Source organism: Pleomorphomonas carboxyditropha (assembly GCF_002770725.1).
In the GTDB taxonomy this organism is placed as follows: domain Bacteria; phylum Pseudomonadota; class Alphaproteobacteria; order Rhizobiales; family Pleomorphomonadaceae; genus Pleomorphomonas; species Pleomorphomonas carboxyditropha.
Genome location: NZ_NQVN01000002.1, coordinates 233,479 through 259,781, shown reverse-complemented (window position 1 = coordinate 259,781; position 26,303 = coordinate 233,479). Strand labels below are relative to the sequence as shown.

The following is a 26,303-nucleotide window of genomic DNA, read 5'->3' as shown; positions in this document are numbered from 1 at the left end:
GAGCCGGGAGTAGGATGGCGCTCGCGCATGGTTCCCCACCCGGCCCGGCGGCGCATTGCCGTCGAGAGCGACTTGCAGCCCGCGCTCCGGGCTTCAGCGCCGTCGGGAAAATCGCTTGTGCAGCGCGTTGAGCAGGATGCCGAGGGTGGTGCCGTTGTGCAGCACCGCCGTCGCCACCGGCGACAGGAAGCCGAAGGCGGCGGCGCCGAGGATGGCCGTGTTGAGCCAGACCGTGGCCTTGTAGTTGCGGGCGATCAGCCGCATCGCCTCGTTGGCGGCCTCCTTGGCGTCGGCGATCCGCTCGATGTCGTCTTCCAGCAGCGCGATGTCGGCGGTCAGGCGGGCGATGTCGGCGCCGCGCTGCATGGCGATGCCGACATGGGCGCCGGCCAGCGCCGGCGCGTCGTTGATGCCGTCGCCGACGAAGGCGATGCGGGCGCCCTCGGCGTTGAGGCGAGCGATGATCGCCGCCTTGTCCTCCGGCATCAGCTCGGCATAGAAGCCGTCGAAGCCGAGCGCATCGGCCATCTCGGCGGCGCGTTCGCGATGGTCGCCGGTGAGCATCAGGATGCGCCGGGCGCCGAGCTTGCGCAGGCGGGCGATGGTCCGGGCGCTCGAGGCGCGCACGCTGTCTTTCAGGCCGATGATGCCGATCAGCTCGCCGCCGTAGCCGATGTAGAGCAGCGTCTTGCCGTCGCGATAGAGCCTGCCGATGGTCTCCTCGGCCGGCCCGAGGTCGATGCCCTCGTCCTCGGCCACGAAATGCCGCGATCCCACCACGATCCGCTTGCCGTCGATGACGCTGGAAACGCCGTGGGCGACGATGAACTCCACCTCCTGGTGATCGAAGTGGTGGCTGCCGAGCTCCCGCGCCGCGGCCACCACGGCCAGCGCCAGCGGATGGAAATAATGCTCCTCGACCGACGCGGCGAGGAACACCAGATCCTCCGGCGTGTAGCGGCCGTCGAAGGTGACGGCGTCGGTCACTTCGAGGAGACCGGTGGTCAGCGTGCCGGTCTTGTCGAAGATGAAGGTGTCGGCGGCAGCAAGCCGCTCCAGCGCCGAGGCGCCCTTGATCAGGATGCCGGCCTTGCCGGCCGCGTACATCGCCGACTTGAAGGCGACGGGCGTCGCCAGCTTCAGCGCGCAGGCATAGTCGGCCTGCAGCACCGAAGCGGCGCGGCGCCAGTCGCCGGTGAGGAGCCAGGCGCCGCCGGCCAGCTTCAGCACCACCGGCACCAGCCGGTCGGCAAGGCGGGCGGCGTCGAGCTGCGCCTCGCTCTTGGCCTCCAGGCACTGCTCGACATAGTCGGCGATGCGGGCGGCGGCCGTCTGCCGGCCGACCTGCTCGGCGTAGATCACCAGCCGTCCGTCCTCGACCAGCGTCCCCGACAGCACCGCGGCGCCCCGGCCCTTGGCGAGCGACACGCTCTCGCCGGTCATCGCCGCCTCGTTGACGGTCGCCTCGCCGGACAGCACCGTGCCGTCGACCGGAATGACCGCGCCGGTGCCGACCACCACGGCGTCGCCGACCGCCACCTCGCCGGCCGGCACCACCATTTCGGCGCCGTCGCGCAGCACCCAGACCTCGTGGCTCGACGGCCTGAGCAGGCTGCTGAGCAGTTCGTCGGCCCGGCGGGCGACGCTGTCCTCGAGATATTCGCCGAGCGTCAGCATGAAGGCGGTGGTGGTGGCCGCCGTGTAGTCGGCGCGCATCAGCGAGATGGTGACCGCCAGCCCCTCGAGCGCATGCGAGGTGACGCCGTTGTCGCGCCAATCGCCGAACGCGTTGGCAAGAACCGGGGCCGTCGCGGCGAGGCTCATCGGCAGGCGGAGCGGCGCCGGCACGAAAGCGACGCTGCCGGCGGTGGCGAGGCTGGCCATCACCCGGGCCCGGTTGCCCGGCGGCCGGGCGCGGCGCGCCGGCCCGCTGCCGAGGTTCAAGCCGGCGACGGCCGCGACCAGCCGCTCGGCGCTCGTCACGCCGGGATCGTAGGTCAGCGTCAGCGACCGCACATGACCGTTGGCGCGCGCCGAGGTGACGCCGGCGATCTCCAGCGCCAGCGTGGCGAGCGCCGACCCGTCGAGCCCCTTGCGGTAACGCAACCGCAAGCGGCCGGGCAGCCGGTGCACGACGTCAAGGCCACCGACGAAGGCCGCCATCAGACGGCGCCGTCCTGTTCCGCGGCCAGCTCCGCCTTGATGTCTTCCATCTGCTCCTTCATCTCCTCGATGCCCGAGGCCATGCCGGCATAGAGCCTCATCCAGGACTTCATGATCCTGCCGCGCAATGCCTCGTCGCTCAGGACGTAGGCGCCGGCCCCGCCGAGGACGAGGCCGAGCAGGAACTGATCGGAGCGTCGCGACGGCAGCAGGCGGCCGAGGCCGGCGACGATACCACCGCTGCCCGCCGGCGCCATGGCCTGCGGCATGCCGGCGTTGAGGGCCTTAAGCTGCTTCTTCAGCTTCTTGAGCTTCCTGTTCTTCTTAGCCACCTTCGGTCTCCTTGTCCTTGATGGGAAGTTCGCCCGACGCGAGGGCGTTCAACGCCTCGGCGGCAACGACGCCCGCCGCGCCGGCGGCGACGGCGGTAGCGGCCGCGGCATAGTCGCGCCGTCCCAATGCCTCGGCCGCCATGGTGCCGGCGGCGAGCGCCGCCCCGCCCTGCAATGCGAGGCGCAGAACGTCGCGTCCCGGCCGCCGGCCGCCCTGCAGGGCGGCGAGCAGGCCGGTGACGACGAAGCCCCTGGCGAAGACGGTGCCGAGCGCCTCCGGATTGCGGCTCTTTCGCCTGCCAGCCTTGGCGCGCTTCATGACGACGTGCCGGGGGTTGCCGCCGGCTTGACGGCCCGCCGGCGGGCCGGCCGCGCGGCGGACGGCTTGCCGGTAGCCGATTTGGCGGCCGGCCGGACAGCGGCCTTCGGCGGCTCCGCGGGCGCGGCCGGAGCCTCCCCGGCGGGGCTTGGCGGCGCCGTCGGTTGCAGCCTGTCGCGCAGGCTGGCCGACGTCTTCTCGACGGTGGAAAGGCCCGTCACCGCCGCCTCGCGCAGGCCGGAACGCGCGGATTCGAGGCCTTCGCGCGCCCTGGTGCCGATGGTGTCGGCGGCAGCCTTGAGGCCGTCGCCGGGCTTGGCGGATCGGGCGAGCCGGATGCCGGCGATGCCGACGATCAGGCCGGAAGCGAACGTGAGGAGAGGCAGCATCCGGTGACCTTTCGCGCTGGAGCGGACCCTTCTCCGGATGACCGCCCGGACGGATCCTGCTCGGACTTGTGGAACTCCGGGAGCGACCGGCAGACCGGCGTTCCCGGAGCGGCTAGGCGCCGGACGAAGCGACCAGCAACCGAAGAAGCCGCTCCGCCGGTTCGGTTCTCTCGCCCTGCGCCAGATTCTCCCAGGCGGCCGGGGGAATGGCCGCCGGGTCGTATTCGACCACGCAGGACCGGGCCAGCGGGTTGAGCTTGGCCGAGCGGATCCCCGGCACATCCTGCGCGATGCGGGCGAAACGAAGAACGCGCTCGGCGGCGCCCGACGGCGCCGAGGCGACATCGCCCGACAGCCTGAGACGGATGCGGCCGGGAATGTGATGGGCGATCGACAGCGCCGCCACCATCGCCCGCCAGCCCTCGACCGGATCGATATCGGAATGGACGTTCATCGGACGAGCTTCCGCCGGTGCTTGAGAAGATGGATGGCGAGCAGCCCGAGATAGGCCCCGCCAAAGGCGGCATGGACGCGGCGGCTCACCGCGAGCGCCGCCATGCTGGCGCCGAGCGTGGCGAACATGCCGATCTTGGCCGGCCGATTGAGCGCCCCTACCCTCTCCCAGACGTCGGGGGCATCGTCCCCGTCGTCGTCATCGGCGGCGTCGACCGGTGCTTCAGGAACATGCGACAGGACAAGCGCCACGGAGCGGGCCTCCATCTCTGCCTGCCCGACGGTCTCGACGTCGTAGGCGACGAGCAGGCCGCCGGTGCCGGCGCTGCCGGTCGCCGCCGTCACGCCCGGCCAGCCGCCGATTTCGGCCGCAAGGGCAGCGTTGACGGCCGGCCGGCGAAGAACGGCGTGCCTGAGGCGCAGCCGGCCCGGCAGGCTGGAGGCAATCCCCTTCGCTTCATCCCTGGATGCCATGTCGAACGCCTTCCGTTGGGCGGAGCCGGAACTGCCGGCCTGGAGCGGAGCCCCGGCGGGCAGCCTGGGAAAGGCTTGCCGCCACCGGGCCTTGAGGGCTGAAATCTCAATGCAACCGGGCAGCGAAGGTCAATCGGCAATCCTGCGTAAATCGACCAAGAGATCATGTTGTTTTGTTTCCCGGTTTTCGTCCCGCCGGCAAAATCCGGCGCAACGTCAGTCCCTTCGCGGCAACACGCCGCCGGAGCGTCTCCCTACGCATGAATACGGAATTAGCAACATATTGTTGCTATTGATTGGCGGGAGCGTTAGCCCTTGACCAAAGTCGTCCACCGGACGGCTGCGAAATGGATCTCCGACATGACCGACATCACCAGGGACGGCCCGGCCGTCGGGGAGGCCGATCGCCGACCGAAGCCCGGCGCCGACGCCCCCGACTATCTCGCCAGCCTCAAGCTCTTGTCGCGCTTCCTCGCCGGCTCCCGGCTTCATCTCGCAGCCGCCGTCGTCATCGCCACCGCCGCCGTCGCCTGCGAACTGCTGCCGATCGTCGCCGTTTGCCGCGTATTGACGGCAGTGCTCGCCGACGGCATCGACGCGGCCCTGCTGCTCAAGGCCGCCGGCGTCGCGCTCGCCGCCGTGATCGTCGGCTACGCGCTGATGGGCGCCGCCGTCGGCCTGTCGCACGTCGTGGCCTTCGACGTGCTTTGCCGGCTGCGCCTTGCGCTCGCCCGCCATCTCGGCACCCTGCCGCTCGGCTGGTTCGAGGGCCGCAAGAGCGGCGACGCCAAGAAGCTGGTCATCGACGAGCCGGAGAGCATGGAATTGATCTTCGCCCACGGCATTCCCGAGGGCGTCAGCGCGCTCGCCACCTGGCTCGCCGTCTCCGCCTGGTTGATCGCCGTCGACTGGCGGATGGCGCTCGCCACCATGGCGCTGACGCCGATCTCCTTTGCCGCCCTCGTGCTCGGCATGCGCCGCGGCGGCCGCCGGGCGGCCGACTACCAGCGGGCCGGCGCGCGCATGAACGCCTCCATCGTCGAGTTCCTGGCCGGCATGGCGGTGGTCAAGATCTTCAACCGCAGCGGCGACAGCTTCGCCGAAACGGCCGGCGCCGTGCACGGCTATGCCGCGGTGGAGACCGCCTGGGCCCGCGATTATCTGCCGCTCGGCGGCACGTTCTTCGCCCTGGCGCCCGCCGGCATCGTGGTGATCCTGCCCGTTGGCGCCTTCCTGATGGCGGCCGGCTCGCTCGACCTGCCGACGCTGGCGCTGTTCGTCATTCTCGGCGCCAACTACAGCCAGCCCTTGATGAAGCTGTTCAACCAGTTCCACACGCTCGCCCACATTTCCATGGGCTCGACGCGGGTGGCCGAGGCGCTCGCCGAGCCGCCGCAGCCCGACAGCGGCCGGCGCGTCGCGCTTGCCGGCCACGACGTCGTCTTCGAGAACGTCTCCTTCGGCTACGGTCCGGTCGACGTGCTCTCCGATGTCAGCTTCACCGCCCGTGCCGGAGCCGTCACCGCGCTGGTCGGCCCGTCGGGCGCCGGCAAGAGCACGGTGGCCGGCCTCGTCGCCCGCTTCCGCGATCCGCGCGCCGGCCGCGTCACCCTCGGCGGCGTCGATCTTCGCGACATCGCCCTCGATCAGTTGATGGAAACGGTGGCCTTCGTCTTCCAGGACAGCTTCCTGTTCTCCGACACCATCGCCGCCAACATCCGCTACGGCGACCCCAGGGCCTCCGATGCCGAGGTGGAGGCGGCGGCGCGGGCGGCGCGCGCCCACGACTTCATCACGGCGCTGCCCGACGGCTATGCCACCCGGCTCGGCGATCGGGGGCGGCAGCTTTCCGGCGGCGAGCGGCAGCGCATCGCCATCGCCCGCGCCATCCTGAAGGACGCGCCGGTGATCGTGCTCGACGAGGCCACCGCCTTCGCCGACCCGGACAACGAGGCGGCGATCCAGGAGGCGATCGGCGCGCTGACCGCCGGCCGCACGCTGATCGTCGTCGCCCACCGCCTGCACACCGTCATGGCGGCCGACCAGATCCTGGTGCTGGACGGCGGCCGCGTCGCCGAGCGCGGCCGCCATGACGACCTCGTGGCGGGAGGCGGCCTCTATGCCCGCCTGTGGCGCGATTACACCGAGGCGCGCGATCTCGGCCTCAAGCCCGCCGCCGCGCCGTTCCCCGTCCCGCGCGAGGAGGCGCTGCCCCGATGACCGCCGTCGATCCTCTGGTTCCGGCCGGCGAAGCCGCCGGCGCCGACATCCATTCCGATCTTGCCAGCCTGCGCCGCGTCTGGCGCCTCGCCGGTTCGCGGCGCGGCAGGGTGGCGCGTGGCGTCGCCTTCCGCTTCCTGCAATCGCTCAGCCTCGGCCTCGCTTTCGGCGGTGTCGTCTGGATGCTGACCGGCCTTGCCGGAGGACGGGCGATGGACGTCCGCTGGGCGGGCGAACTGACGGCGCTGATGGCCGCGTCGCTCGCCGGCCAGGTGCTGTTCGGCTATCTCGCCGCCCGCGACAGTTGGCTGGCGAGCTTCGCGCTGGCCGGCGATCTCCGCCTGTCGATCCTCGACCACCTCAGGCGCCTGCCGATGGGCTTCCACCTGTCGCGGCATCGCGGCGACACGGTGACGGCGCTGACCTCCGACATGCAGATGCTGGAGAGCTTCCTTTCCGACGCGCTCGGCCGCATCGCCCAGGCCTTTGGCCTGCCGGTCGTCGCCGTCGCCTTCTTCCTCGTCCGCGACTGGGCGGTCGGGCTCGCCCTCCTCGCCCCGATGGCGGCGGCGCTGCCGGTGTTCATGTGGTCGAGCCGGCGGCTGGCCCGGCTCGGCATCGTCCGCCAGGACCTGCAGGCGGCGGCCGGCGCCCGCATGATCGAATTCGTCCAGGGCATCGCCACCGTCCGCGCCTTCAACCGCATGGCCAAGGGCGAGGAGAGCTTCCGGGCCGCCGTCGAGGCCTTCCGGGCGCTCTCCATCCAGATGGTGGCCCGCCTTTCGATGCCGATGGCGCTGTTCGGCGCGACGCTGATGGCCGGCGTGCCGGTCGTCATGCTGGTGACCGGCCTGCGTTACCAGGCCGGCAGCATCGACACCGCCACCTGCGTGGCGGCGCTGGTGCTGGTCTTTGCCGCCTATGCGCCGCTCCTCGGCCTCGCCCAGGTCATGGAGCTCGTCCGCATGGCCGACGCCTCGCTCACCCGCATGGACCGCATCCTCACGGCAAAGCCGCTGCCGACGCCGGCCGTCCCGGCCGAGCCGCGCGGCTTCGCGCTCCGTTTCGAAGCCGTCGACTTCGCCTACCGGGCCGGCCAACCGATGCTGTCGGGCGTCGACTTCGCGGCGCCGGAGCGGACCATGACGGCGATCGTCGGTCCGTCGGGCTCCGGCAAGAGCACCATGCTCAGCCTGATCGCCCGCTTCTGGGACGTCGGCGCCGGCGCCGTCCGCATCGGCGGCGTCGATGTCCGCGATCTCTCCGAGGAAAGGCTGGCGTCCCTGATCACCGTGGTATTCCAGGACGTCTATCTGTTCGCCGGCACCCTCTTCGACAACATCGCCTTCGGCCGGGCCGGCGCCTCGCGCGCCGATGTCGAGGCGGCGGCCCACGCCGCCCAGGCGCACGACTTCATCGCGGCGCTGCCGGACGGCTACGACACGCGCGTCGGCGAGGGCGGCGCCACGCTGTCGGGCGGCGAGCGCCAGCGCGTCTCCATCGCCCGCGCCATCCTGAAGGACGCGCCGATCGTGCTGCTGGACGAGGCGACGGCGGCCATCGACCCCAGCAACGAGCTGGCCATCCAGAAGGCGCTGGCCAGCCTCGTCGCCGACAAGACGCTGGTCGTCGTCGCCCACCGGCTGTCGACCATCCGCGCCGCCGACCAGATCCTGGTGCTGGATGGCGGCCGCATCGTCGAGCGCGGCGGCCATACGGACCTGCTCGCCGACAACGGCCTCTATCGCCGGCTCTGGGACGGCCGCAGCCGCGCGGCCGGCTGGCGGATCAGGTGACCCTTGGCGGCGTTGACCGAATGCCCGAACCGATGTATCCGCCGATAACCGCCGAAGAGGAGCTCATGCCGGTCGCCGATCCCGCAGGCCGCCGTTCCGCCGGCCGGCCGCCCCGCGTCACCCGCGAGGCGATCGCCGAGGCCGCCCTCCGCCTCGGCCCCGACCGGGCGACGCTGATGACGATCGGCCGGGCGCTCGGCGTCGACCATTCCACGCTCTACCGGCACGTCAAGGGCCGCGACGACCTGATGAGCGCCGCCGTCGACCGGGCGCTCGACGGCATCGGCTGGCAGCGCGGCGTGGCGGAGGACTGGCGCGCCTATCTCGTCCGCGTCTCGGAAACCGTCTGGGACCTCTACGAGCGTTACCCCGGCGTCGCCGAGACGATCCGGGCGCTGGAGGCGACGCCGCCCTCCGTCGTCCATGCCTTCGCCGCCATGTGCGACGAACTGGCCGGCGCCGGCTTCTCCGGCTCCGACGCCATGCTGGTCGTCGACAGCATCATGGACATGACCAACGATTCCGCCGTCGGCTGGCGCCGCCTCGCCGGCGCCTCGGCCAATGGAACGACGGTGGCCGAAGCCATGCGGCGGTCCTGGGAGGCCGAGTTCGCCGCCGAGGGCACGGGGAATTCGGTCGCCGCCGCGATGGCCGGGGTGATCGCCGGCGAGCCCCGCCACTGGTGGCGCCGCAAGCTCGACCTGCTGCTCGACGGCGCCGCCGGACTGCTGGCCCGGAAATCCGGTTAAGCTCGTTCGACCGGCCGGAGCAAGTCCATCCCGGTATCTGAGGTCGATATCGGCTCAGGTCTTCGTCCGGGTCCACAAGAGCATCGGCCCATAGAGCGCCGCGAAGGCGAGAAACGCGGCCACCCAGGCGGCGGCCGCCAGTTCGAGCAGCGTAGTCGTCCAGTCGGCGAGGACGGCGGTCGCCAGCCGCAAGATCACCGAAAGAATTGCCAGCAGATAGATGAAGGTCGTCGTCGGGGAAGACGCGAGGGGGCGGCCGGAGTGCCCCCGGCTCGTACGGGTCATCACGGCGAGCGTCATGACCCCGACGGCGCCGGCCGTCCAGGCATGAAGCGCCGTGGCGGGCGGCATGGCCTCCGGCCATATGTTCGAGATGCCGACCAGGAAAAAGCCGAAGGGTATGAAGGCATATCCGACGTGCAGGACGAGAACGAGCGGCTCGCGCCAGGTGCGGAGCCCCGCCCATCGGGCGAGCCGGATGCCCTGCAGCAGGGCGCTCAGGACGAGCGCCGCCGCCGTGAGGACGCGATCCGGAAAAACGACCCAAATCCCGAGGCTCGCTCCGGCGCAGCCGAGCGCGTAGCGGTCGAACGCGTTGAAGGGCGTCGGGAGAGGCCGGCCTTGGCGCTTGGCGAGCCAATTGCGGGTGAAGCTCGGAACGATCCGTCCGCCGATCAGCATGATCAGGATCGCCAGGAGCGAGGTGGTGGCGCGGATCGCGTATAGCGGCTGGCCATATAGGTAGACCTCGGCGTGAAAGGCGATGTTGGCGAGCGTCAGGACGGTGAGGATCAGCGCCATCTTGAGATTGCGCCAATTCTTGCCGGCCATGATTTCGCGCCAGACGATGGCGGAGAAGCCGACAAGGAACAGGCTGTCGACGGCGGCCGCCGCGACAAATCCGACGACGTCGATGAACAGGATGGCCATTCGCCCGGCCACCCAGACCGCGAAGAGAGCGCCCAATGGCCTGCCGCGAACCGGCAGCCGGCCGGTCCAGTTGGGAATCGTCGTCAGCAGGAAGCCCACGACGATGGCGGAACCGTAGCCGAAGAGGAACTCGTGCGCGTGCCAGGCGACGGCGCCGTAACGCGACGCAAAGCTCACCTGCCCGGTCAGCAATGCGATCCACAGCAGCATGGCGACCGCCGCCCAGATCGCGCCGCCCAGAAAGAACGGGCGGAAGCCGTTGCCGAACAGCACGAAGCGCGACCGGGAAGCCGGCATGGGCGTCACCACGAGAGCAGACTCAGCGGGTCGGGTCCGATGAGCAGCCGATGACCCTGAAGGAGAAACCAGACATAGGCGGCGAGAGCGACGGCCGTATAGAGCACAAATCGGCGGGAGAACCGGATCCGGACCTGTCGCGAGACGACGGCGAGAAAGGGAAGGACGGAGGTGCCGCGCGCAAGGGCCTGCCAGCGCTGTTCTCCGAGATGGACGCGGGCCCGCCGGTCGAGAACGGGCATGGCCGCCAATGCCAACACGGCCATGCCACCGAACAGAATGAGGGACACCAGGTCGCCGTTGGCCGGAAGATGGGACGCGGCCCAGATCAGGAAGCCCCAGAGCACCGGATGCCGCGTCGTCGCGACGATCGGCGCGAGCGGAGCCGCCGGATCGCTGCGGCGAAGCGAAATCGACAGCGGATTGGGTTCGGCAAGTCCCACGACGACGAACCAGAACGCCAGCGGCATGGCGACGACGGGAATGACGGGCTGCCATGGCGCGAAGGTCCAGAGGCCGACGTAAGGCGCGTCTCGCGCCGCGACGATGATCCAGCCGAGCAGCACGAGCGAAAGAACGGAGTATCCCAGAAGGTATCCGCGACGGCCGAGGAGCGCGATCAGCCTGTGACGGACCGGCGGCGCCGGCGGCACGACGTGCGACGTCAGGAAGAGAAGGAGGGCAAGGAGAAACTCGGCCATGGTCGGAACGTCTGGGGTGGGTGGACGCCAAAATAAGATTCATTTACTGTATATCATATACGGCGCGGAAGGCTTCCCTGGTTTCCGCGAACGACCGGGACGAAGCGGTTCCGAACGGGCGCGGGAATGCCGCGTCGTCGACCGGGTAGATGGCATGCGGCTGACGACATTCTCCGATTATGCATTGCGCGTGCTGATGTATGCCGGATCGGCCGGCGATCGGCTGATCACCATCGAGGAGACCTCGAGGGTTTACGGCATCTCCCGCGCCCACCTGATGAAGGTGGTCAATATCCTGACCAAGACGGGATATCTCAAGGGCGTTCGCGGGAGATCGGGCGGGTTCACGCTGGCCAAGGCTCCTGAAAATATAAACCTCGGCGCGGTGGTGCGGGCGACCGAGCCGGATTTCGCCCTGGTCGAATGCTTTGCCACCGGCAATCGGTGCGTCATTACCGGTTGCTGCCGCCTACCCAACGTCCTCAACGAGGCCCTGGGCTCGTTCGTTGCCACGCTCGACCGCTACACCCTCGCCGACCTCATGCTCAGGGAATGCGATTTCAAGGTGCCGCCCCCAGCCGTCGACGACATGCGCGGCCCGGATTTCGCGGCCGCCTGGACAAGCCGTTAACCGGGCCGCGCATGGCCTCGGCGGCGTGCGGGGACAAGCGCGATTGCGCCCTTCGCTGGCCCGCGAGGTATCGGTTGCGCTAAAAGATTCATTTGATATATATCTTTTATGGCCGCTGGAATGAGGATGGGCATGACCCACGTCGTCACAGACAATTGCATCAAGTGCAAGTTCACCGATTGTGTGGAGGTCTGCCCCGTAGACTGCTTCTACGAGGGCGAGAACATGCTGGTCATTCACCCGGACGAATGCATCGATTGCGGCGTCTGCGTTCCCGAGTGTCCGGCCGAGGCGATCTTCCCGGACACCGATCTGGCGGCCGCGCCGCAATGGCTTCGGCTGAATCAGGAATACGCGGAGAAGTGGCCGAACATTACCCGGAAAAAGGAGCCGCTGCCGGAAGCGGACGCGCTGAACGGCGTTGCCAACAAGCTCCCGGACTTCAGTCCGAAGCCGGGTGACGGCGACTGAGCCGGGACCGCTCGCGCAAGTCCATCCGGCAAATGATCCGTCGCCTTTATCGGGGCGGCCATCGGGAATAGAATAGTATTTTGGTGCAAGCGCACCGGCGCCTGGATTGAGGGAGGCGGTCTCATGACCGACGGCGAAAGGACGGCAACGACCATCGAGACCGATTGCGCCGTCGTCGGCGCCGGTCCCGCCGGCCTCATGCTGGGCCTGCTCCTGGCGCGCACCGGCGTCGACGTCACCGTCATCGAGAAGCACGGCGATTTCCTCCGCGACTTCCGCGGCGACACCATCCATCCCTCGACCCTCGAGGTGATGCACGAGCTGGGCCTGCTCGACGAGCTCCTGAAGCTGCCGCACACCGAAGCGCCGCGGCTCCATGCCGAGATCGGCGGCAGGGACATCACCATCGCCGATTTCTCGCGCCTGCGGACGCGATGCCGCTTCATCGCCTTCATGCCGCAATGGGAGTTCCTCGACTATCTCGCGCGCGAGGCCGGGCGCTTGCCGAAGTTCCGCCTCATCATGCAGGCCAAGGTCGCCGGGCTGATCGACGACGATGGCCGGACCACCGGCGTTCGTGCCGCGACGCCCGACGGCGACCTGACGATCAGATCCGCGCTCGTGGTCGGCGCGGACGGCCGCAATTCGATCGTGCGCGAGAAGGCCGGGCTCGACATCGAGCGGTTCGGCGCCCCTCGCGACGTGCTGTGGATGCAGCTCACGCACCGGCCCGATGATCCGCCCTACACCATGGGGCATGGCGGGCCGCGCCAGGGCTTCGTCATGGTGGATCGCGGCAGCTACTGGCAATGCGGCTACGTGGTGCGCAAAGGAAGCTTTGACGACGTGAAGGCGCGGGGCATCGAGGCCTTTCGGGCGGCCGTCGCCGCCGCCTCGCCTCTGCCGGCCGACCGGGTGGAGGAAATCCGGTCCTGGGACGACGTGCACCGGCTCAGCGTGCGCATCGACCGGCTGAAGCGCTGGTGGCGGCCCGGGCTGATCTGCATCGGCGATGCCGCCCATGCGATGTCGCCGATCGGCGGCTTCGGCGTCAACCTCGCGATCCAGGACGCCGTGGCGGCCGCCAATATCCTCGCCGCGCCGCTCCGCGAAAATGGGCTGACGGACCGCCATCTCGCCGCCGTCGAGGCGCGGCGCTCCTTCCCGACCAGGGCGACGCAGAAGCTGCAACTGATGATGCAACGCGACCGGCGCAAGCGGGAGAAGGAGGATGCGACGCGCAATGGTCCGCCCTCCTTCATGCGTTTCATCGCGCGCTGGCCGGTGCTGGCCCATCTCGCCGGCCGCCTCGTCGGCATCGGCTTCCGGCCCGAGCATGTCCGGGACCGAGCGATGGCGGGGCCGCGATCGCAAGGAGCCGCCCACGAGGCGATGGAGGCCAGACCATGACCCCGTCCGGACGCCCCATGACGACCAGCCTACCGGCGATCGCCACCATGGTTCTGGCCCTGGTCCTGCTGGCGCTTGCCCTTGGGCGCTGGCGCGAGAACGGTGCCGGCGCGCTGGTCTGGCTCGCGGCCTTCCTCGCCACCGTGGCCATCCGCACGCCGTATTCCCTGCGCAACCGCCACAACCGGATTGTCGAGGCCAGCAAGGGGCCGACAGACATGCTCCTGCTCGCCGGCATGTTCGCGACGATGATGGTCCTGCCGCTGCTGCAGCTCGCCACAGGCCTGTTCGACGCCGCGAACTATCGGTTGCCGGCATGGGCGGCATGGATCGGCGCGCTGCTGCAGATCCCCTATCTGTGGCTGTTCTGGCGCAGCCATGCCGATCTCGGCCGCAACTGGAGCCCGGGCCTCGAAGTGCGCGAGAGCCATGAGCTGGTGACGCGGGGCATCTATGCCCGCATCCGCCACCCGATGTACGCGGCGATCTGGTTCTCGGCGCTGGCGCAGCCGCTGCTCGTCCAGAACTGGATCGCCGGCCTGCCGGTGATCCCGGCCTTCGCCGCCATGTGGTTCATCCGCGTCCCGAACGAGGAGGCGATGATGCGCAGGACATTCGGGGCCGCCTACGACGCCTACTGCGCCACGACAGGCCGGCTGTTTCCTCCGTTGCGCGGCTGAGGCGACAAAGCCTCCTGGCATGGCGAGGCCTGCCGGACACCGAGGGGCACGGTTCGGCGGCCGGCAACGATCCTCTTGTTCTCCCTGCCCATATGATCTTTCCTGCGGCCTGAACAGGACGAGGGCCGCGACGTGGATATCGGAGAGATCAGGAAAAGGCGTCTGCTCCGGCTCGTCGAGGCGCGCGGCGAGCCGGTCGTCCTGATCGAGGCCCTGGCCGGCATGGGCAAGTCGCGCCTGCTCGCCGATTTCGCCGCCGCCCGGGGGCTGCCGGTGCGGCGGGACGGCCAGCCGCCCGGGATAGCCGGCGACCTTCGCCTGTGGGACGTGCCCGCGGACGCTCCGGCCGCCCGCCTGCCCGATCTCGCCGCCGGCGGCAGGCTGGTGCTCGCCAAGCGTCCGGCCACCCGCCTGTCCGGTCTCGACCGGCTCGCCGCCTTCGGTGCGGCCTACAAGCTGCCCGAGGAGGCCCTGCTCTACGAGGCTCGGGAACTCGTCGCGGCCTTCGGCGAAAGGCCGGGGGCGGAGATCGCCCTGGCGACCGGCGGCTGGCCGCTTCTGATCGATACCGGCGGCCGGCGGTCGATCGATCCGGTCGTCTTATCGCGCTTCATCGCCGAGGAAATTCTGGCGGACCTGCCGGCCGAAACGCTCGTCCGCCTCGCCATGATGCTCGCCGGCCGCAGGGTGACCGGCGGCGCGCCGCCGCTGCCGCTCGCCCGCCTCGACGCGTCGGGCGCCTGGGAGATCGGCGGCCGCGACATCGCCGAGCCGCTCGCCGACGCGCTTGTCGCCGAGCAGGGCCGGCGCATCGCCGACCCCGGGCTCCGGCCGGCCATGGCGGCGGCGAGCGCCGAATTGGGATTTACCACCGAAACCATCCTGAACATGCAGCGATCCGGTGAGTTCGAGGCGGCCGAACGCCTGCTGGAGACCGAACACGGCTGGTATTTCCTCTATTTCCACGGCGCCATCGCCTTCGACGCCGTTCTCGCCGGTTTTCCCGAGGAGGCGAGCCTGCAAAGCGACACCGTGGCGCTCTGCCGGGCGCTGCAAGCCCTGAAGCACGGCGAGGTGTCCCTTGCCCGTCGCCTGCTGGCCGACCGCTTCGGCAGTGCGACGCTCGATCCGGGCCGCGTGCTGGCCGATCGCGGGCAGTACACGGTGGCGTTCCGCAGCTTCCGCCTGGTCATGCTGATCTACGAGGATATCCCGCTCACCGACGAGCTGCTGCGCCTCGCCTTCGCCATCCTGGCCGATCTGCCGATCGAGGCGCATCTGCTGAGGGGCAGCATCCACAACGCAATCCTCGAATTCTACCTCCGCTCGCGCCGGTTCGCCGAAGCCGACGACGTCGCCGAGCGGGCGTTGCGCCATTATCGCGCCGCCGGCGCCAGCCTGCTCGCCTTCTACATCTCCCTCCACCTCGCCATCATGCGGCTGATGGCCGGCGACGCGGCATCCGCCGGCGAATGGGCGGCCGAGGCCGAGCGCGACATCGCCAGCCTCGGCTTCGACAGCCCGCACGACCAGCTTCTCCTCAAGCTTCTGAAGGGTTGCGTCGGTTACGAGGAAGGCAGCGACGAAGCGCTGATCCTGTTCCTCAACCGGGATCTCGAGCTGTTCTCGCACGGCGAGATCTGGCCGACGCTCATCGAGTTCGCGCTGCAATACGGCAGTCAGGCGCTGTCGCGGCGCTATTCGGCCATCGCCGCCCGGTCCTTCCTCGACCGCTGGCGCGTCTACCAGGTGCAGAACCGGCAGTTCCAGATGATGATCGACAGCCGGGAAGTGACGGTGATGCAGAACGGCAACCGGTGGCGCGAGGCCGCCGACCGCCTCGCCCAGTTGCCGACGCCGGTGACCCAGGCGGTCGCCTCCAACGCCCGGCAGCTCGCCCGCCTCGGCCACCGCGACGAAATCGCCGTCGCCCTCTGCTGGCTGCGGCACATGGTGTTCGAGACGCCGACGCGGCCCGACCTCGTCGACTGCCTCGCCGCCATCGAGGCCAACCTCGCCCTGACGGCGCGCCAGCGGATCGGCGTGCAGATCTGGAACGCCTACGTCCTCAAGCGCCAGCGCGACCTCACCCGGGCGCGCGCCCAGTTGCAGGCGACCTTCGAGACGGTGGCGCGCAACGGCTGCATCGGGTCGCTGTCCGAGGAGCAGGTGTTCCTGGCCGACCTCCTCGCCAACCGCCGCATCGCCGATTTCCTGTCGGCCTTGAGCGAGGCGCGCCAGGTGCTGCGCCGCCTGCGCGACTTCGGTCTCGGCAACTCGGGCCTCGGTTCCCGCAACGGTCTTTCGCGCCAGGAGACCAAGGTGCTGATGATGGTCACCGAGGGCGCCTCCAACAAGTTCGTCGCCAAGATGCTGCAGATCTCCGAGGCGACGGTGAAGTTCCACCTCGGCAACGTCTACCGCAAGCTCGGCTGCCGCCGACGCAAGGAAGCGATCGCCGCCGCCCGGGCGCTCGGCCTCGTCGGCTGAGCCGCAGCCCCGGACCTATACCTTTTTGCGCAAAACCTATCCGCTTGGGCGCTTGAGAAGCATTCGCGGCTTTCGCAACATCGGCCTCGAGCTCACGGGACGGAAATCGTCCGAAACGACCGCGATCGAGGCCGGGCCATGGTTGCCCGGCCGGAAAACAGCGGCGGCTTCAAATCAGAAAGAGGGGTCCCAGTCCATGAACCGCAAGTCACGCTTCCTCTTCACTGTCTTCGCGGCGGTCACGGCTTCGGGCATGGCCGCCGCCACGGCCGAGGCCAAGACCGTCGTCACCATGAACACCGTGCAGATCTTCGGCACCATCGATCCGGCCAAGATCTCCGACTACACCGACTACATGGCGGCGGTGAACCTTTACGACGGCCTCGTCAACGTCGATCCCGCCGGCAATCTCGTGCCCGAGCTCGCCGAGAGCTGGACGGTTTCCGACGATACCCGGGAAGTCGTCTTCAAGCTGCGCGCCGACGCCCGGTTCTCCGACGGCACGCCCGTCACCGCCGCCGACGTCGTCTATTCCGTCGAGCGCCTGCTCAGGATCAACCAGGGGCCGGCCAACCTGTTCGCCGACGTGCTGAAGCCCGGCTCGGTGACCGCCGTCGACGACCATACGGTGAAGTTCACGCTGTCGAAGACCTTCGCGCCGTTCCTGTCGACGGTGCCGGCGATCATGGTGCTGAATTCCAAGGTGGTCGAGGCGAACCTCGGCGACGACGACGGCCAGAGCTACCTCGCCACCCATGTCGCCGGGGCCGGCGCCTACACGCTGACGAGCTGGGACCGCGGCTCGCAGATGACCATCGACCGCAACCCCGACTACTACAAGGGCTTCGGCCCCGGCCCGATCGACGAGGTGCGCTGGATCATCACCAACGACGAGGCCACCGTGCGCTCGCTGGCCGCCTCGGGCGAGCTGACCATGTCCTCGCAGTACCAGTCGCCGGAGACCTACAAGGCGCTCGAGGCGATGGGACGCTTCAAGATCGTCGCCGAGGACACGCCGACGGCCTTCTACCTCAAGCTCAACAGCAAGGTGGCGCCGACCGACGACATCCACATCCGCAAGGCCATCGCGCTCGCCACCGACTATGCCACCATCCGCGAGGTGATCGTGCCGGGCGGCGAGCTCAACGGCCCGCTGCCGAAGAACTTCGCCGACTTCTACGCGTCGGACCTGCCGGCCCCGGTCTACGATATCGAGGCGGCCAAGGCCGAGATCGCCAAGTCCAAATATACCGGGCAGAAGATCCCGATCGTCCTCGGCTATGTCGCCGGCACCAAGTTCGAGGAAGAGATCAGCCTGCTCATGCAGGCCAACCTCGAACAGATCGGCTTCGTCGTGACGCAGCAGGCCGACCCCTGGAACCGCATCACCGAGCTCGCCAGCAAGGTCGAGACCAGCCCGGCGGTCAACCAGATCTTCTTCTCGCCGACCTATCCGTCGCCGGACTCGATGTTCTTCACCCAGTATCATTCCAAGGCCGCCGGCACCTGGTCGTCGATGGAGTGGCTGCAGGATCCGGAGGTGGACAAGCTGATCGACGACGCCCGCGCCACCACCGACAAGGCGGAGCAGGCGGCTCTCTACAAGACGCTCCAGCACAGGCTGGTCGACCTGCAGGCCGACGTCTTCCTGCAGACCCAGACCGTCCAGCACGCCATGGACAAGTGTCTCGACGGCTTCAAGGCGGTGCCGATGCAGTCGTTCGATTACGACTTCACCAAGTACAGCTGGACCTGCCAGTAGCCGTTCGGGCAACATGACCGGGCCGATACCCTTGAGCTCCATTTCATGAATTCACGAGAGTGCCCCCTGCTCTCGTGACGTCGGACCGGCGCGCAAGCCGAATGGCGCGCCGGTCCCCTTCCCCAGGCTCCGGAGACCGCTCCTTGGAATTCCTCCGCTTCCTCCTGCGGCGCGTCCTGTGGTCGCTGCTGGTCCTGGTCGGGCTATCGATGGTGATCTTCATCATCGCCCGCGCCGTTCCCGGCGATCCGGCCCGCATGGCGCTCGGGCCGACGGCGACGCAGGAACAGGTCGCCGACCTCCAGAAGAAGCTCGGCCTCGACCGGCCGATCGTCGAGCAATACGGCTTGTTCGTCGTCGGCCTGGCGCATGGCGACCTGGGCAGGTCGCTGCTCACGGAGCGGCCGGTCAACGACGACATCCGGGACACCTTCGCCGCCACGCTGGAACTGGTATTGGCCACCATCTTCATCGCCGTGGTGTGCGGCGTGCCGCTCGGCGTCGTCGCCGCCTACTGGAAGGATCGCTGGCCGGACAACGCGGTGCGGCTCGTCGCCATCTTCTCGGCGGTGACGCCGAGCTTCTTCCTGGCGCTGCTTCTCCAGATCCTCGCCGGCTACGTGCTGCATATCCTGCCGACCACCGGCCGCCTGCCGCCCAACTTCGACTTCGCCCCCGGGTATACCGGCCTCGTGCTGGTGGACTCGATTATCGCCGGCCGTCCCGACGCCTTTCTCGAGGGCTTGCGCTATCTGCTGCTGCCGGCCATCTCGCTGGCCGCCGCCACCATGGGCCAGATGGCGCGCATCACCCGCTCCTCGATGATCGACGTGTCGAGCCAGGACTACATCGAGGCGAGCCGCGCCTTCGGCGTGCCCGAGTGGGTCCGCGTCTGCAAGTACATGCTGCGCCCGAGCTTCGTGCCGCCGCTCACCATTCTCGGCCTCGAATTCGCCTCGCTGATCGGCAACGCCTTCGTCGTCGAGCTGGTGTTCGCCTGGCCCGGCATGGCCGCCTACGGCATCCGCACCATCCTCCAGAAGGATCTCAACGCCGTCATGGGCGTGGTGATGGTCTCCGGCGTGTTCTTCGTGCTGGTCAACCTCGTCATCGATCTCCTGGTCGGCCTCGTCGATCCGCGCGTGCGCATCCGGGGGAGCCGGCAATGAGCGACGAACTCGCCCTCCCCGAAGACGCGCCGCGCCTGTCCAGCGCCTATCAGAGCTGGTATCGCTTCTCGCGCAACCCGACGGCGATGATCGGCCTCGTCATCGTCGTCGCCTGCGTCCTCGCCGCCCTCCTTGCGCCGTGGATCACGCCCTACCCCGATCACGTCGGCGCCGTCGTCAATTTCCGCGCCCGTCACCTGCCGCCGTCGGCGGACTACTGGTTCGGCACCGACAACGTCGGCCGCGACATCTTCACCCGCGTGATCTTCGGCTTCCGCGTCTCGCTGCTTCTCGCCGTCGTCGTGCTGGGCACCGCCATCCCGATCGGCACCGTCCTCGGCCTGACGGCCGGCTACTTCGGCGGCTGGGTCGAGATCGTCATCATGCGCCTCACCGACATCGCCCTCGCCATCCCGCCGCTGGTCATGGCGCTGGCGGTGGCGGCGGTGCTGTCGCCCGACCTCGTCAACTCCATGCTGGCCATCGCCGCGCTTTGGTGGACCTGGCACACCCGCCTCATCTACTCGATCACCCGCCAGCTCAGGACGCGGGAATTCGTCGAGGCGGCGGAAACGCTGGGCGCCAGCAAGTTCCACATCCTCTTTCGCGAGATCCTGCCCAACTGCGTGTCGGCCATCGCGGTGAAGACGTCGCTCGACTGCGGCTTCGTCATCCTGGTCGGCGCGTCGCTGTCCTTCCTCGGCCTCGGCATCCAGCCGCCGACGCCCGACCTCGGCACCATGGTGGCCTCCGGTTCGGCCTTCCTGCCCGACTACTGGTGGGAATCGGTGCTGCCGGGCTGTGCCATCCTGTTCGTCGCCCTCGGCTTCAACCTGCTCGGCGACGGCCTGCGCGACCTCTACGACGTGGAGAACGTGCGATGAGCGACGCCCTGCTCTCCGTCCGCGACCTTTCGGTCGAGTTCACCACATACGGCCGCACCCAGCCGGTGCTGCACGGGGTCAGTCTCGACGTTCCCGCCCGAAGCCACGTGGCGCTGGTCGGCGAAAGCGGTTCCGGCAAGACGGTGACCATGAAGTCGATCATGGGCCTTCTGCACATGCCGCCGGCCTCGATCAGCTCCGGCGCCATCCTCTACGACGGCCGCGACCTCCTGACCATGCCCCGGCGCGAGCGCCTGAAACTGACGGGCACCGACATGTCCATGGTGTTCCAGGACCCGATGAGCTCGCTCAACCCGGTGTTCACCATCGCCGACCAGATGTCGACGATCCTGAAATACGCCGACCGGCGGCTCGGGCGGTCGCGGTCGCGCCGCGAGCGCATGCAGCGCGTTCTCGAAGTGCTGGCGCAGGTCAGGATGCGCGAGCCGGAGCGGGTGGCGCGCTCCTATCCGATCATGCTGTCGGGCGGCATGCGCCAGCGGGTGCTGATCGCCATGGCGCTGCTGTCGGAGCCGCGCCTGCTGATCGCCGACGAGCCGGGCACGGCGCTCGACGTCACCACCCAGGCGCAGATCCTCAAGCTGCTCAAGGACCTGGTCGAGGAGCGGGGCCTGGCACTCCTGATGATCACCCACAATCTCGGCGTGGTGCGCGAAACCTCCGACTACGTCTACGTCATGCACAAGGGCGTGGTGGTCGAGGAGGCGCCGACCGCCGAATTGTTCGCCGCGCCGAAGGTCGCCTACACGCGGGCGCTGATCGACGCGGTGCCGCGCCTCACCGGCGCCCGGCCGGCCGAACGGACGGAGGCGGCACCATGAATGCCAGGCAGAGCCCGCTTCTCGAGGTCGTCGACCTCGTCAAGACCTTCCCGATCGCCGGCGCCTTCGGTGGCCGGGCCGGCGAGATGACGGCCGTCGATCACGTGTCCTTCTCCATCCGGCGCGGCGGGGTCTACGGGCTTGCCGGCGAGAGCGGCTCGGGAAAATCGACCATCGCCCGCATGATCATGGGACTGTTCCAGCCGACGGGCGGCGACGTCCTGCTCTCCGGCGCGAACATCACCGGCACGCTCGGTACCCGCGCCCATTCGCGCCAGGTGCAGATGGTGTTCCAGAACCCCGGTTCGTCGCTCAACCCGCGCCGTACCATCGGCCAGTCGATCGCCGTGCCGCTCGAAGCGCACGGCCATCCGCGCGCCGACCGGCGGCGGCGCATCTCCGAGCTTCTCGACATGGTGCAACTGCCGGCGAGCTTCGCCGACCGCTACCCGCACGAGCTTTCCGGCGGCCAGAAGCAGCGCGTCGCCATCGCCCGGGCGCTCGCCGTGGCGCCGCAACTGGTCGTGCTCGACGAGCCGACGTCGGCGCTCGACGTGTCGGTGCAGGCCAGGGTGATCGAGCTGCTCACCAGCCTCGGCCGGCAGCTCGACCTCACCTATCTCTTCATCTCGCACGACCTCAGCCTGATGCGCAATTTCGCCGACGAGGTCGGCGTGCTCTACCGTGGCCGCATCGTCGAGAGCGGACCGACGGCCAGGGTCTTCGAACAGCCCGAACACGACTACACGCGCCTCCTGATCGCCTCGGTGCCGGTGATCTCGGCCGAGGAGGAGGCGTTGAGGCCGACAATTCCCTTGATCGACGGAGAGATTCCGACGGCGGAAAAACTGCTCGCCCTCCGGGAGAGCCAAAGAGCAACCGAAGTTCCCAAGAGGACCTGACAGATGATCAGAATTGGCATCGACGTCGGCGGCACCAATACGGACGCCGTCGTGATGGATGGCGCGCGCGTGCTCGCCGGCGTCAAGGCGGCGACGACGGCCGACGTCATGACCGGCGTCGTCAACGCACTCGCCGACGTGCTGAAGGCGTCCGGCAAGGCGGCCGCCGACATCGACGTGGTGATGATCGGCACCACCCACTTCACCAACGCCGTGGTGCAGCGGCGCGACCTCGCCAGGACCGCCGCCGTCCGCCTCGGCCTGCCGGCGACCGCCTCGCTGCCGCCGATGGTCGACTGGCCGGAGGATCTCCGCGACGCCATCGGCAACCTCAGCTACCTCGCCCACGGCGGCAACGAGTTCGACGGCCGCAAGATCTCGCCGCTCGACGAGGCCGAGCTCAACGCCATCGCCGACGACATCAAGGCCGAGGGCGTCAACACCATCGCCATCACCTCGGTGTTCTCGCCGGTCAGCGACGAATGCGAGAAGCAGGCGGCCGCCATCTTCGAGAAGGCGATCCCCGGCGCCCACATCACGCTGTCGTCGGAGATCGGCCGCATCGGCCTCCTGGAACGCGAGAACGCCGCCATCATGAACGCCTGCCTGCGCGACCTGTCGCGCGAGGTGATCGAGGCCTTCCGGGGCGCCATCGCCTCGGCCGGCATCAGGGGCAAGTTCTTCCTGACGCAGAACGACGGCACGCTGATGGAGGCCGCCTTCGCCGAGAAGTTCCCGGTGCTGACCTTCGCCTCGGGACCGACCAACTCGATGCGCGGCGCCGCCTTCCTGTCCGGCGTCAAGGACGCCATCGTCGTCGACATCGGCGGCACCACCTCCGACGTCGGATCGCTGCAAAAGGGCTTTCCCCGCCAGGCGACGGTGGCCGTCGAGGTCGGCGGCGTCCGCACCAACTTCCGCATGCCCGACGTGTTCTCCATCGGCCTCGGCGGCGGCTCGCACGTCATCGAGACCGACAAGGGGGTGAAGGTGGGGCCGACCTCGGTCGGCTATCGCATCATCACCGAGGCGCTGATCTTCGGCGGCAACACACTCACCACCTCGGACGTGGTGGTGGCCGCCGGCAAGTACGATCTCGGCGACCGCGCGAAGGTCGCCCATCTTTCCCCGGAGCTGATCGCCGCCACCGAGGCGCGCATCGCCGCCATGCTCGAGGATTGCGTCGAGCGCTCGCGCCTGTCGCCCGACCCGTTGCCGGTGATCGTCGTCGGCGGCGGCTCGATCCTGGTCGACAAGCCGATCGCCGGCCTCGAGCTGATCAAGCCCGACCACTTCGCCGTGGCCAACGCCGTGGGCGCCGCCATCGCCCAGGTGTCGGGCGAGGTCGACCGCGTCTATGCGCTGGCCGAGATCGGCCGCGACGCCGCCCTCGCCGACGCCAAGGCGCAGGCGGTCGAGGCGGCGGTCAGCGCCGGCGCCGCCCGCGACAGCATCGAGATCGTCGACGTCGAGGACGTGCCGCTCGCCTACCTGCCCGGCAACGCCACCCGCGTCCGCGTCAAGGCCGTCGGAGAGCTGCATGTCGTCTAAGGGCTATCTTCTGAAGGAGAGCGACCTGCACCCACTGTCGCTCGGCGCGGCGCTGCTCGGCACCGGCGGCGGCGGCAATCCCTACATCGGCATGCTGCGGACGCGCGAGCTGATCCGGTCCGGACACGAAATCCGGGTCATCGGTCTCGACAGCTTGCCGGACGACGCCTTCGTCGGCGAGGTCGGCGGCATCGGCGCGCCGGTCGTCGGGATCGAGAAATTCGAGGAAGGCCACGAGTGCTATCATGCCGTGCGGGCCGTCGAGGAGGCGGCCGGCGTCAGGATGTCGGCCCTCATCTCGGCGGAGATCGGCGGCTCCAACAGCCTCGAGCCGATCATCGCCGCCGCCTATGCCGGGCTGCCGGTGATCGACGGCGACGGCATGGGACGCGCCTTCCCGGAAGTGCAGATGACCACCTTCTTCATCTACGGCGCGCCGACGGCGCCGGGCGCCATCGCCGACGAGAAGGGCAACGTCGTCGTCTTCCGTAAGGTGGTCGACATGTTCTGGCTGGAGCGCTTCGCCCGCGACGCCGCCGTCGCCATGGGGGCGACCGCCGGGCTCGCCTCGGCGCCGATGACCATGGAGTTCGTCCGCCGGACGGCCGTTCCCGGCACGGTCAGCGAAGCGCTGAGGATCGGCCATACCGTGCTCGACGCCCGCCGGGACCGGCGCAACGTCGTCGAGGCGGTGCTGAAGGTGACCGGCGGCGGCCTCTACTTCACCGGCAAGATCACCGACGTCCGGCGCGAGCTGACCGGCGGTTTCGCCCGCGGCCACGCCATCCTGTCCGGAATCGACGACTTCGCCGGCTCGGAGGCGCGCATCGCCATCCAGAACGAGAATCTGGTGCTGTGGGTCGACGGCGAGCCGAAGGTGATGGTGCCCGACCTGATCGTCAACCTCGACCTCGACACCGGCGAGCCGATCACCACCGAGGTGCTGCGCTACGGCCAGCGCGTCGCCGTGCTCGGCCTGCCGGTCCACCCGCTCATGAAGACGGAGAAGGCGCTCGCCGTCGTCGGCCCCAAGGCCTTCGGCTACCCCGAGCTCGCCTTCGTGCCCATTGCCGCCCCGCCGGCACCCGCCCAAGGATGACAGCCATGAAGATCAAGCGCACCGTCCACGTCGAGGACATGGAAGACATCGCCACCGGCGGCGCCATTCTTGGCACCGGCGGCGGCGGCGACCCCTACGTCGGCAAGCTGATGGCCCAGGAGGCGATCCGCCGGCACGCGCCGGTCAAGATCGTCGACGTCGACGAGCTTGCCGACGACGCGCTGGTGGTGCCGGTGTGCATGATGGGCGCGCCGACCGTGATGACCGAGAAGATCCCGGCCGGCCGCGAGCTGATCGTCGCCTTCCGCAAGCTCGAGGAACTGCTCGGCCGCAGGATCGACGCCGTGCTGTGCGGCGAGGCCGGCGGCGTCAACTCGACGACGCCCTTCGTGGTGGCCGCCGAGACCGGGCTGCCGCTGGTCGACGGCGACGGCATGGGCCGCGCCTTCCCGGAACTGCAAATGGAGACCTTCGGCATGTTCGGCGTCAAGGCGACGCCGATGGTGCTCTGCGACGACAAGGGCAACTCGCTGGTGCTCGACACCGTGTCCAACGCCTGGACCGAGCGTCTCGCCCGTGCCGCCACCGTCGAGATGGGCGGCTCGGCCCTGCTCGCCTTCTATGCCATGGACGGCGCCACCGCCAAGAAATGCGTGGTGCGCGGCACGCTCGGCCTGACGGCCAAGCTCGGCGAGACGCTGCGCGAGGCGCGGGCCGGCCATCGCGATCCGGTCGCGGCCATCGTCGACGAACTCGGCGCCGGCGTGATCTTCCACGGCCGCATCAAGGACATCGAACGGCGCACCGTCGGCGGCTTCGCCCGCGGCAAGGCGCGCTTCGAGGGGGTTGACGAATGGAAGGGCCACGACTTCCGGCTCGATTTCCAGAACGAGTTCCTGGTGGCCGAGCGCGACGGCGACATCGTCGTGACGACGCCCGACCTGATCACGGCGCTCGAAGCCGAGAGCGGCAATCCCGTCACCGCCGACGCGCTCCGCTACGGCCTGCGCCTCAAGGTGCTGGCGCTCCCCTGCAACCCGCTGTGGCGCACGCCCCAGGGCATCGACCTCGTGGGACCGCGCTATTTCGGCTACGACGTGGACTACCGGCCGCTCGAGCCCGCGACGGCAGGTCGACCTTGCCGATGAGCGGGTTTCGGCGATGAGAGCATGGGACCGAAAAGGCCAGATCGTCGCTCTGCGCCCGTCGGGACGCATGACGATCTGGTCTCGTTGCGATAGGGCCGGACACCGGAGCCTTGCAACGCGGTGGCGGCCGCCTCAGGAGGCGCTCAGGTCCTGATAGGCATCGAGCGTCCGCGCGGTATAGACAAAGGCGGCGCCGGCGTTGAGCGCAATGGCGACGCCGAGCGCCTCGGAGATTTCCTCGCGCGTCGTGCCCGCCTTGATCGCCGCCTCCACGTGCGCGGCGATGCAGCCGTCGCACCGCGTCGTCACCGCAACCGCCAGGGCAATCAGCTCGCGGGTCTTGGCGTCGAGATGGCTGGTGTTGTTCGAGGCGGCGGCCAGCGCCCGATAGCCCTTGACGAGATCCTCGTTGAGTTCGGCGAGTTCGCCGGCCCGGCCGATGACCTCCTTGCGGTATTGCTTCCAGTCCAACATGGTTTT

General features: G+C 69.1%; 25 protein-coding genes. 16 read left to right on the top strand and 9 right to left on the bottom strand.

Going from position 1 to position 26,303, the window contains the following annotated elements; all coding sequences use genetic code 11:
* Positions 1-93: 93 nt before the first annotated feature.
* The 6 genes from CJ014_RS05670 to CJ014_RS05645 form a co-directional block, all read right to left on the bottom strand.
* On the bottom strand, positions 94-2,163 hold the full coding sequence (locus CJ014_RS05670; RefSeq protein WP_100079559.1) for a heavy metal translocating P-type ATPase: 2,070 nt from the start codon (positions 2,161-2,163) through the stop codon (positions 94-96).
* On the bottom strand, positions 2,163-2,495 hold the full coding sequence (locus tag CJ014_RS05665; RefSeq protein WP_100079558.1) for a hypothetical protein: 333 nt from the start codon (positions 2,493-2,495) through the stop codon (positions 2,163-2,165). The genes CJ014_RS05670 and CJ014_RS05665 overlap by 1 nt, the downstream gene beginning before the upstream one ends.
* On the bottom strand, positions 2,488-2,814 hold the full coding sequence (locus tag CJ014_RS05660; protein WP_100079557.1) for a hypothetical protein: 327 nt from the start codon (positions 2,812-2,814) through the stop codon (positions 2,488-2,490). Before CJ014_RS05660 ends, CJ014_RS05665 begins: the two co-directional genes overlap by 8 nt.
* Complete coding sequence (locus CJ014_RS05655; RefSeq protein WP_100079556.1) at positions 2,811-3,203, bottom strand: hypothetical protein; 393 nt, start codon at positions 3,201-3,203, stop codon at positions 2,811-2,813. The genes CJ014_RS05660 and CJ014_RS05655 overlap by 4 nt, the downstream gene beginning before the upstream one ends.
* Positions 3,204-3,315: 112 nt before the next feature.
* Positions 3,316-3,657: a cation transporter gene (locus CJ014_RS05650; RefSeq protein ID WP_207765678.1), complete on the bottom strand. Its 342-nt coding sequence runs from the start codon at positions 3,655-3,657 to the stop codon at positions 3,316-3,318.
* The gene (locus tag CJ014_RS05645; protein WP_100079555.1) at positions 3,654-4,130 is read right to left on the bottom strand and encodes a hypothetical protein; all 477 of its coding nucleotides are present in this window, start codon (positions 4,128-4,130) and stop codon (positions 3,654-3,656) included. Before CJ014_RS05645 ends, CJ014_RS05650 begins: the two co-directional genes overlap by 4 nt.
* A gap of 315 nt (positions 4,131-4,445) precedes the next feature.
* On the opposite strand from CJ014_RS05645, the gene CJ014_RS05640 reads away from it, so the two are divergent.
* From CJ014_RS05640 to CJ014_RS05630, 3 genes are read left to right on the top strand one after another with little or no spacing between them, the layout of a single operon-like run.
* Positions 4,446-6,350: an ABC transporter ATP-binding protein gene (locus tag CJ014_RS05640; RefSeq protein ID WP_245427127.1), complete on the top strand. Its 1,905-nt coding sequence runs from the start codon at positions 4,446-4,448 to the stop codon at positions 6,348-6,350.
* A complete protein-coding gene (locus CJ014_RS05635) occupies positions 6,347-8,146 on the top strand; it encodes an ABC transporter ATP-binding protein (RefSeq protein ID WP_100079553.1) in 1,800 nt (599 codons plus the stop codon). The genes CJ014_RS05640 and CJ014_RS05635 overlap by 4 nt, the downstream gene beginning before the upstream one ends.
* Positions 8,147-8,166: 20 nt before the next feature.
* Positions 8,167-8,895 (top strand): TetR/AcrR family transcriptional regulator, encoded by a 729-nt coding sequence (locus CJ014_RS05630; protein ID WP_133121812.1) that lies wholly within the window; start codon positions 8,167-8,169, stop codon positions 8,893-8,895.
* Between the two features lie 54 nt (positions 8,896-8,949).
* Here CJ014_RS05630 and CJ014_RS05625 read toward each other — a convergent pair whose 3' ends face one another.
* Together CJ014_RS05625 and CJ014_RS05620 are read right to left on the bottom strand one after the other, a co-directional pair.
* Positions 8,950-10,122: an NnrS family protein gene (locus tag CJ014_RS05625; protein ID WP_100079841.1), complete on the bottom strand. Its 1,173-nt coding sequence runs from the start codon at positions 10,120-10,122 to the stop codon at positions 8,950-8,952.
* 5 nt (positions 10,123-10,127) lie between these two features.
* The gene (locus CJ014_RS05620; protein ID WP_100079551.1) at positions 10,128-10,823 is read right to left on the bottom strand and encodes an NnrU family protein; all 696 of its coding nucleotides are present in this window, start codon (positions 10,821-10,823) and stop codon (positions 10,128-10,130) included.
* A gap of 154 nt (positions 10,824-10,977) precedes the next feature.
* Here CJ014_RS05620 and CJ014_RS05615 point away from each other — a divergent pair, with 154 nt between their 5' ends.
* From CJ014_RS05615 to CJ014_RS05555, 13 genes are all read left to right on the top strand, one after another.
* Entirely contained in the window at positions 10,978-11,454 is a 477-nt protein-coding gene (locus CJ014_RS05615) for an RrF2 family transcriptional regulator (RefSeq protein WP_100079550.1), read from the top strand.
* A gap of 132 nt (positions 11,455-11,586) precedes the next feature.
* Positions 11,587-11,925, top strand: coding sequence for a ferredoxin FdxA (fdxA, locus tag CJ014_RS05610; protein WP_100079840.1), 339 nt, complete (start codon positions 11,587-11,589; stop codon positions 11,923-11,925).
* A gap of 123 nt (positions 11,926-12,048) precedes the next feature.
* The gene (locus tag CJ014_RS05605) at positions 12,049-13,335 is read left to right on the top strand and encodes an FAD-dependent oxidoreductase (RefSeq protein ID WP_100079549.1); all 1,287 of its coding nucleotides are present in this window, start codon (positions 12,049-12,051) and stop codon (positions 13,333-13,335) included.
* Between the two features lie 17 nt (positions 13,336-13,352).
* Complete coding sequence (locus CJ014_RS05600; protein WP_207765677.1) at positions 13,353-14,015, top strand: protein-S-isoprenylcysteine O-methyltransferase; 663 nt, start codon at positions 13,353-13,355, stop codon at positions 14,013-14,015.
* A gap of 132 nt (positions 14,016-14,147) precedes the next feature.
* On the top strand, positions 14,148-16,505 hold the full coding sequence (locus tag CJ014_RS05595; protein ID WP_100079548.1) for a helix-turn-helix transcriptional regulator: 2,358 nt from the start codon (positions 14,148-14,150) through the stop codon (positions 16,503-16,505).
* Between the two features lie 196 nt (positions 16,506-16,701).
* Complete coding sequence (locus tag CJ014_RS05590) at positions 16,702-18,267, top strand: ABC transporter substrate-binding protein (protein ID WP_100079547.1); 1,566 nt, start codon at positions 16,702-16,704, stop codon at positions 18,265-18,267.
* A 143-nt stretch (positions 18,268-18,410) separates the two neighbouring features.
* Positions 18,411-19,436 (top strand): ABC transporter permease, encoded by a 1,026-nt coding sequence (locus CJ014_RS05585; RefSeq protein ID WP_100079546.1) that lies wholly within the window; start codon positions 18,411-18,413, stop codon positions 19,434-19,436.
* A complete protein-coding gene (locus tag CJ014_RS05580) occupies positions 19,433-20,320 on the top strand; it encodes an ABC transporter permease (RefSeq protein WP_100079545.1) in 888 nt (295 codons plus the stop codon). The genes CJ014_RS05585 and CJ014_RS05580 overlap by 4 nt, the downstream gene beginning before the upstream one ends.
* Complete coding sequence (locus CJ014_RS05575) at positions 20,317-21,162, top strand: ABC transporter ATP-binding protein (RefSeq protein WP_100079544.1); 846 nt, start codon at positions 20,317-20,319, stop codon at positions 21,160-21,162. Before CJ014_RS05580 ends, CJ014_RS05575 begins: the two co-directional genes overlap by 4 nt.
* The gene (locus tag CJ014_RS05570) at positions 21,159-22,064 is read left to right on the top strand and encodes an ATP-binding cassette domain-containing protein (RefSeq protein ID WP_100079543.1); all 906 of its coding nucleotides are present in this window, start codon (positions 21,159-21,161) and stop codon (positions 22,062-22,064) included. The genes CJ014_RS05575 and CJ014_RS05570 overlap by 4 nt, the downstream gene beginning before the upstream one ends.
* Positions 22,065-22,067: 3 nt before the next feature.
* The gene (locus CJ014_RS05565; protein ID WP_100079542.1) at positions 22,068-23,615 is read left to right on the top strand and encodes a hydantoinase/oxoprolinase N-terminal domain-containing protein; all 1,548 of its coding nucleotides are present in this window, start codon (positions 22,068-22,070) and stop codon (positions 23,613-23,615) included.
* A complete protein-coding gene (locus CJ014_RS05560) occupies positions 23,605-24,714 on the top strand; it encodes an S-methyl thiohydantoin desulfurase family protein (protein WP_100079541.1) in 1,110 nt (369 codons plus the stop codon). The genes CJ014_RS05565 and CJ014_RS05560 overlap by 11 nt, the downstream gene beginning before the upstream one ends.
* Before the next feature lie 5 nt (positions 24,715-24,719).
* Complete coding sequence (locus tag CJ014_RS05555; RefSeq protein ID WP_100079540.1) at positions 24,720-25,823, top strand: S-methyl thiohydantoin desulfurase family protein; 1,104 nt, start codon at positions 24,720-24,722, stop codon at positions 25,821-25,823.
* Positions 25,824-25,955: 132 nt separating this feature from the next.
* On the opposite strand, the gene CJ014_RS05550 is transcribed toward CJ014_RS05555, so the two are convergent.
* Entirely contained in the window at positions 25,956-26,297 is a 342-nt protein-coding gene (locus CJ014_RS05550) for a carboxymuconolactone decarboxylase family protein (protein WP_100079539.1), read from the bottom strand.
* Between the last annotated feature and the right edge of the window lie 6 nt (positions 26,298-26,303).

Bases quoted from the DNA above. Each gene is read 5' to 3' on its own strand.
- CJ014_RS05655 (WP_100079556.1), bottom strand. From the start codon at position 3,203: ATGCTGCCTCTCCTCACGTTCGCTTCCGGCCTGATCGTCGGCATCGCC.
- CJ014_RS05560 (WP_100079541.1), top strand. From the start codon at position 23,605: ATGTCGTCTAAGGGCTATCTTCTGAAGGAGAGCGACCTGCACCCACTG.
- CJ014_RS05650 (WP_207765678.1), bottom strand. From the start codon at position 3,657: ATGAACGTCCATTCCGATATCGATCCGGTCGAGGGCTGGCGGGCGATG.
- CJ014_RS05635 (WP_100079553.1), top strand. From the start codon at position 6,347: ATGACCGCCGTCGATCCTCTGGTTCCGGCCGGCGAAGCCGCCGGCGCC.
- CJ014_RS05550 (WP_100079539.1), bottom strand. From the start codon at position 26,297: ATGTTGGACTGGAAGCAATACCGCAAGGAGGTCATCGGCCGGGCCGGC.
- CJ014_RS05670 (WP_100079559.1), bottom strand. From the start codon at position 2,163: ATGGCGGCCTTCGTCGGTGGCCTTGACGTCGTGCACCGGCTGCCCGGC.
- CJ014_RS05590 (WP_100079547.1), top strand. From the start codon at position 16,702: ATGAACCGCAAGTCACGCTTCCTCTTCACTGTCTTCGCGGCGGTCACG.
- CJ014_RS05615 (WP_100079550.1), top strand. From the start codon at position 10,978: ATGCGGCTGACGACATTCTCCGATTATGCATTGCGCGTGCTGATGTAT.
- CJ014_RS05660 (WP_100079557.1), bottom strand. From the start codon at position 2,814: ATGAAGCGCGCCAAGGCTGGCAGGCGAAAGAGCCGCAATCCGGAGGCG.
- CJ014_RS05645 (WP_100079555.1), bottom strand. From the start codon at position 4,130: ATGGCATCCAGGGATGAAGCGAAGGGGATTGCCTCCAGCCTGCCGGGC.
- CJ014_RS05605 (WP_100079549.1), top strand. From the start codon at position 12,049: ATGACCGACGGCGAAAGGACGGCAACGACCATCGAGACCGATTGCGCC.
- CJ014_RS05555 (WP_100079540.1), top strand. From the start codon at position 24,720: ATGAAGATCAAGCGCACCGTCCACGTCGAGGACATGGAAGACATCGCC.
- CJ014_RS05600 (WP_207765677.1), top strand. From the start codon at position 13,353: ATGACGACCAGCCTACCGGCGATCGCCACCATGGTTCTGGCCCTGGTC.
- CJ014_RS05570 (WP_100079543.1), top strand. From the start codon at position 21,159: ATGAATGCCAGGCAGAGCCCGCTTCTCGAGGTCGTCGACCTCGTCAAG.
- CJ014_RS05625 (WP_100079841.1), bottom strand. From the start codon at position 10,122: ATGCCGGCTTCCCGGTCGCGCTTCGTGCTGTTCGGCAACGGCTTCCGC.
- CJ014_RS05630 (WP_133121812.1), top strand. From the start codon at position 8,167: ATGCCCGAACCGATGTATCCGCCGATAACCGCCGAAGAGGAGCTCATG.
- fdxA (WP_100079840.1), top strand. From the start codon at position 11,587: ATGACCCACGTCGTCACAGACAATTGCATCAAGTGCAAGTTCACCGAT.
- CJ014_RS05620 (WP_100079551.1), bottom strand. From the start codon at position 10,823: ATGGCCGAGTTTCTCCTTGCCCTCCTTCTCTTCCTGACGTCGCACGTC.
- CJ014_RS05580 (WP_100079545.1), top strand. From the start codon at position 19,433: ATGAGCGACGAACTCGCCCTCCCCGAAGACGCGCCGCGCCTGTCCAGC.
- CJ014_RS05575 (WP_100079544.1), top strand. From the start codon at position 20,317: ATGAGCGACGCCCTGCTCTCCGTCCGCGACCTTTCGGTCGAGTTCACC.
- CJ014_RS05565 (WP_100079542.1), top strand. From the start codon at position 22,068: ATGATCAGAATTGGCATCGACGTCGGCGGCACCAATACGGACGCCGTC.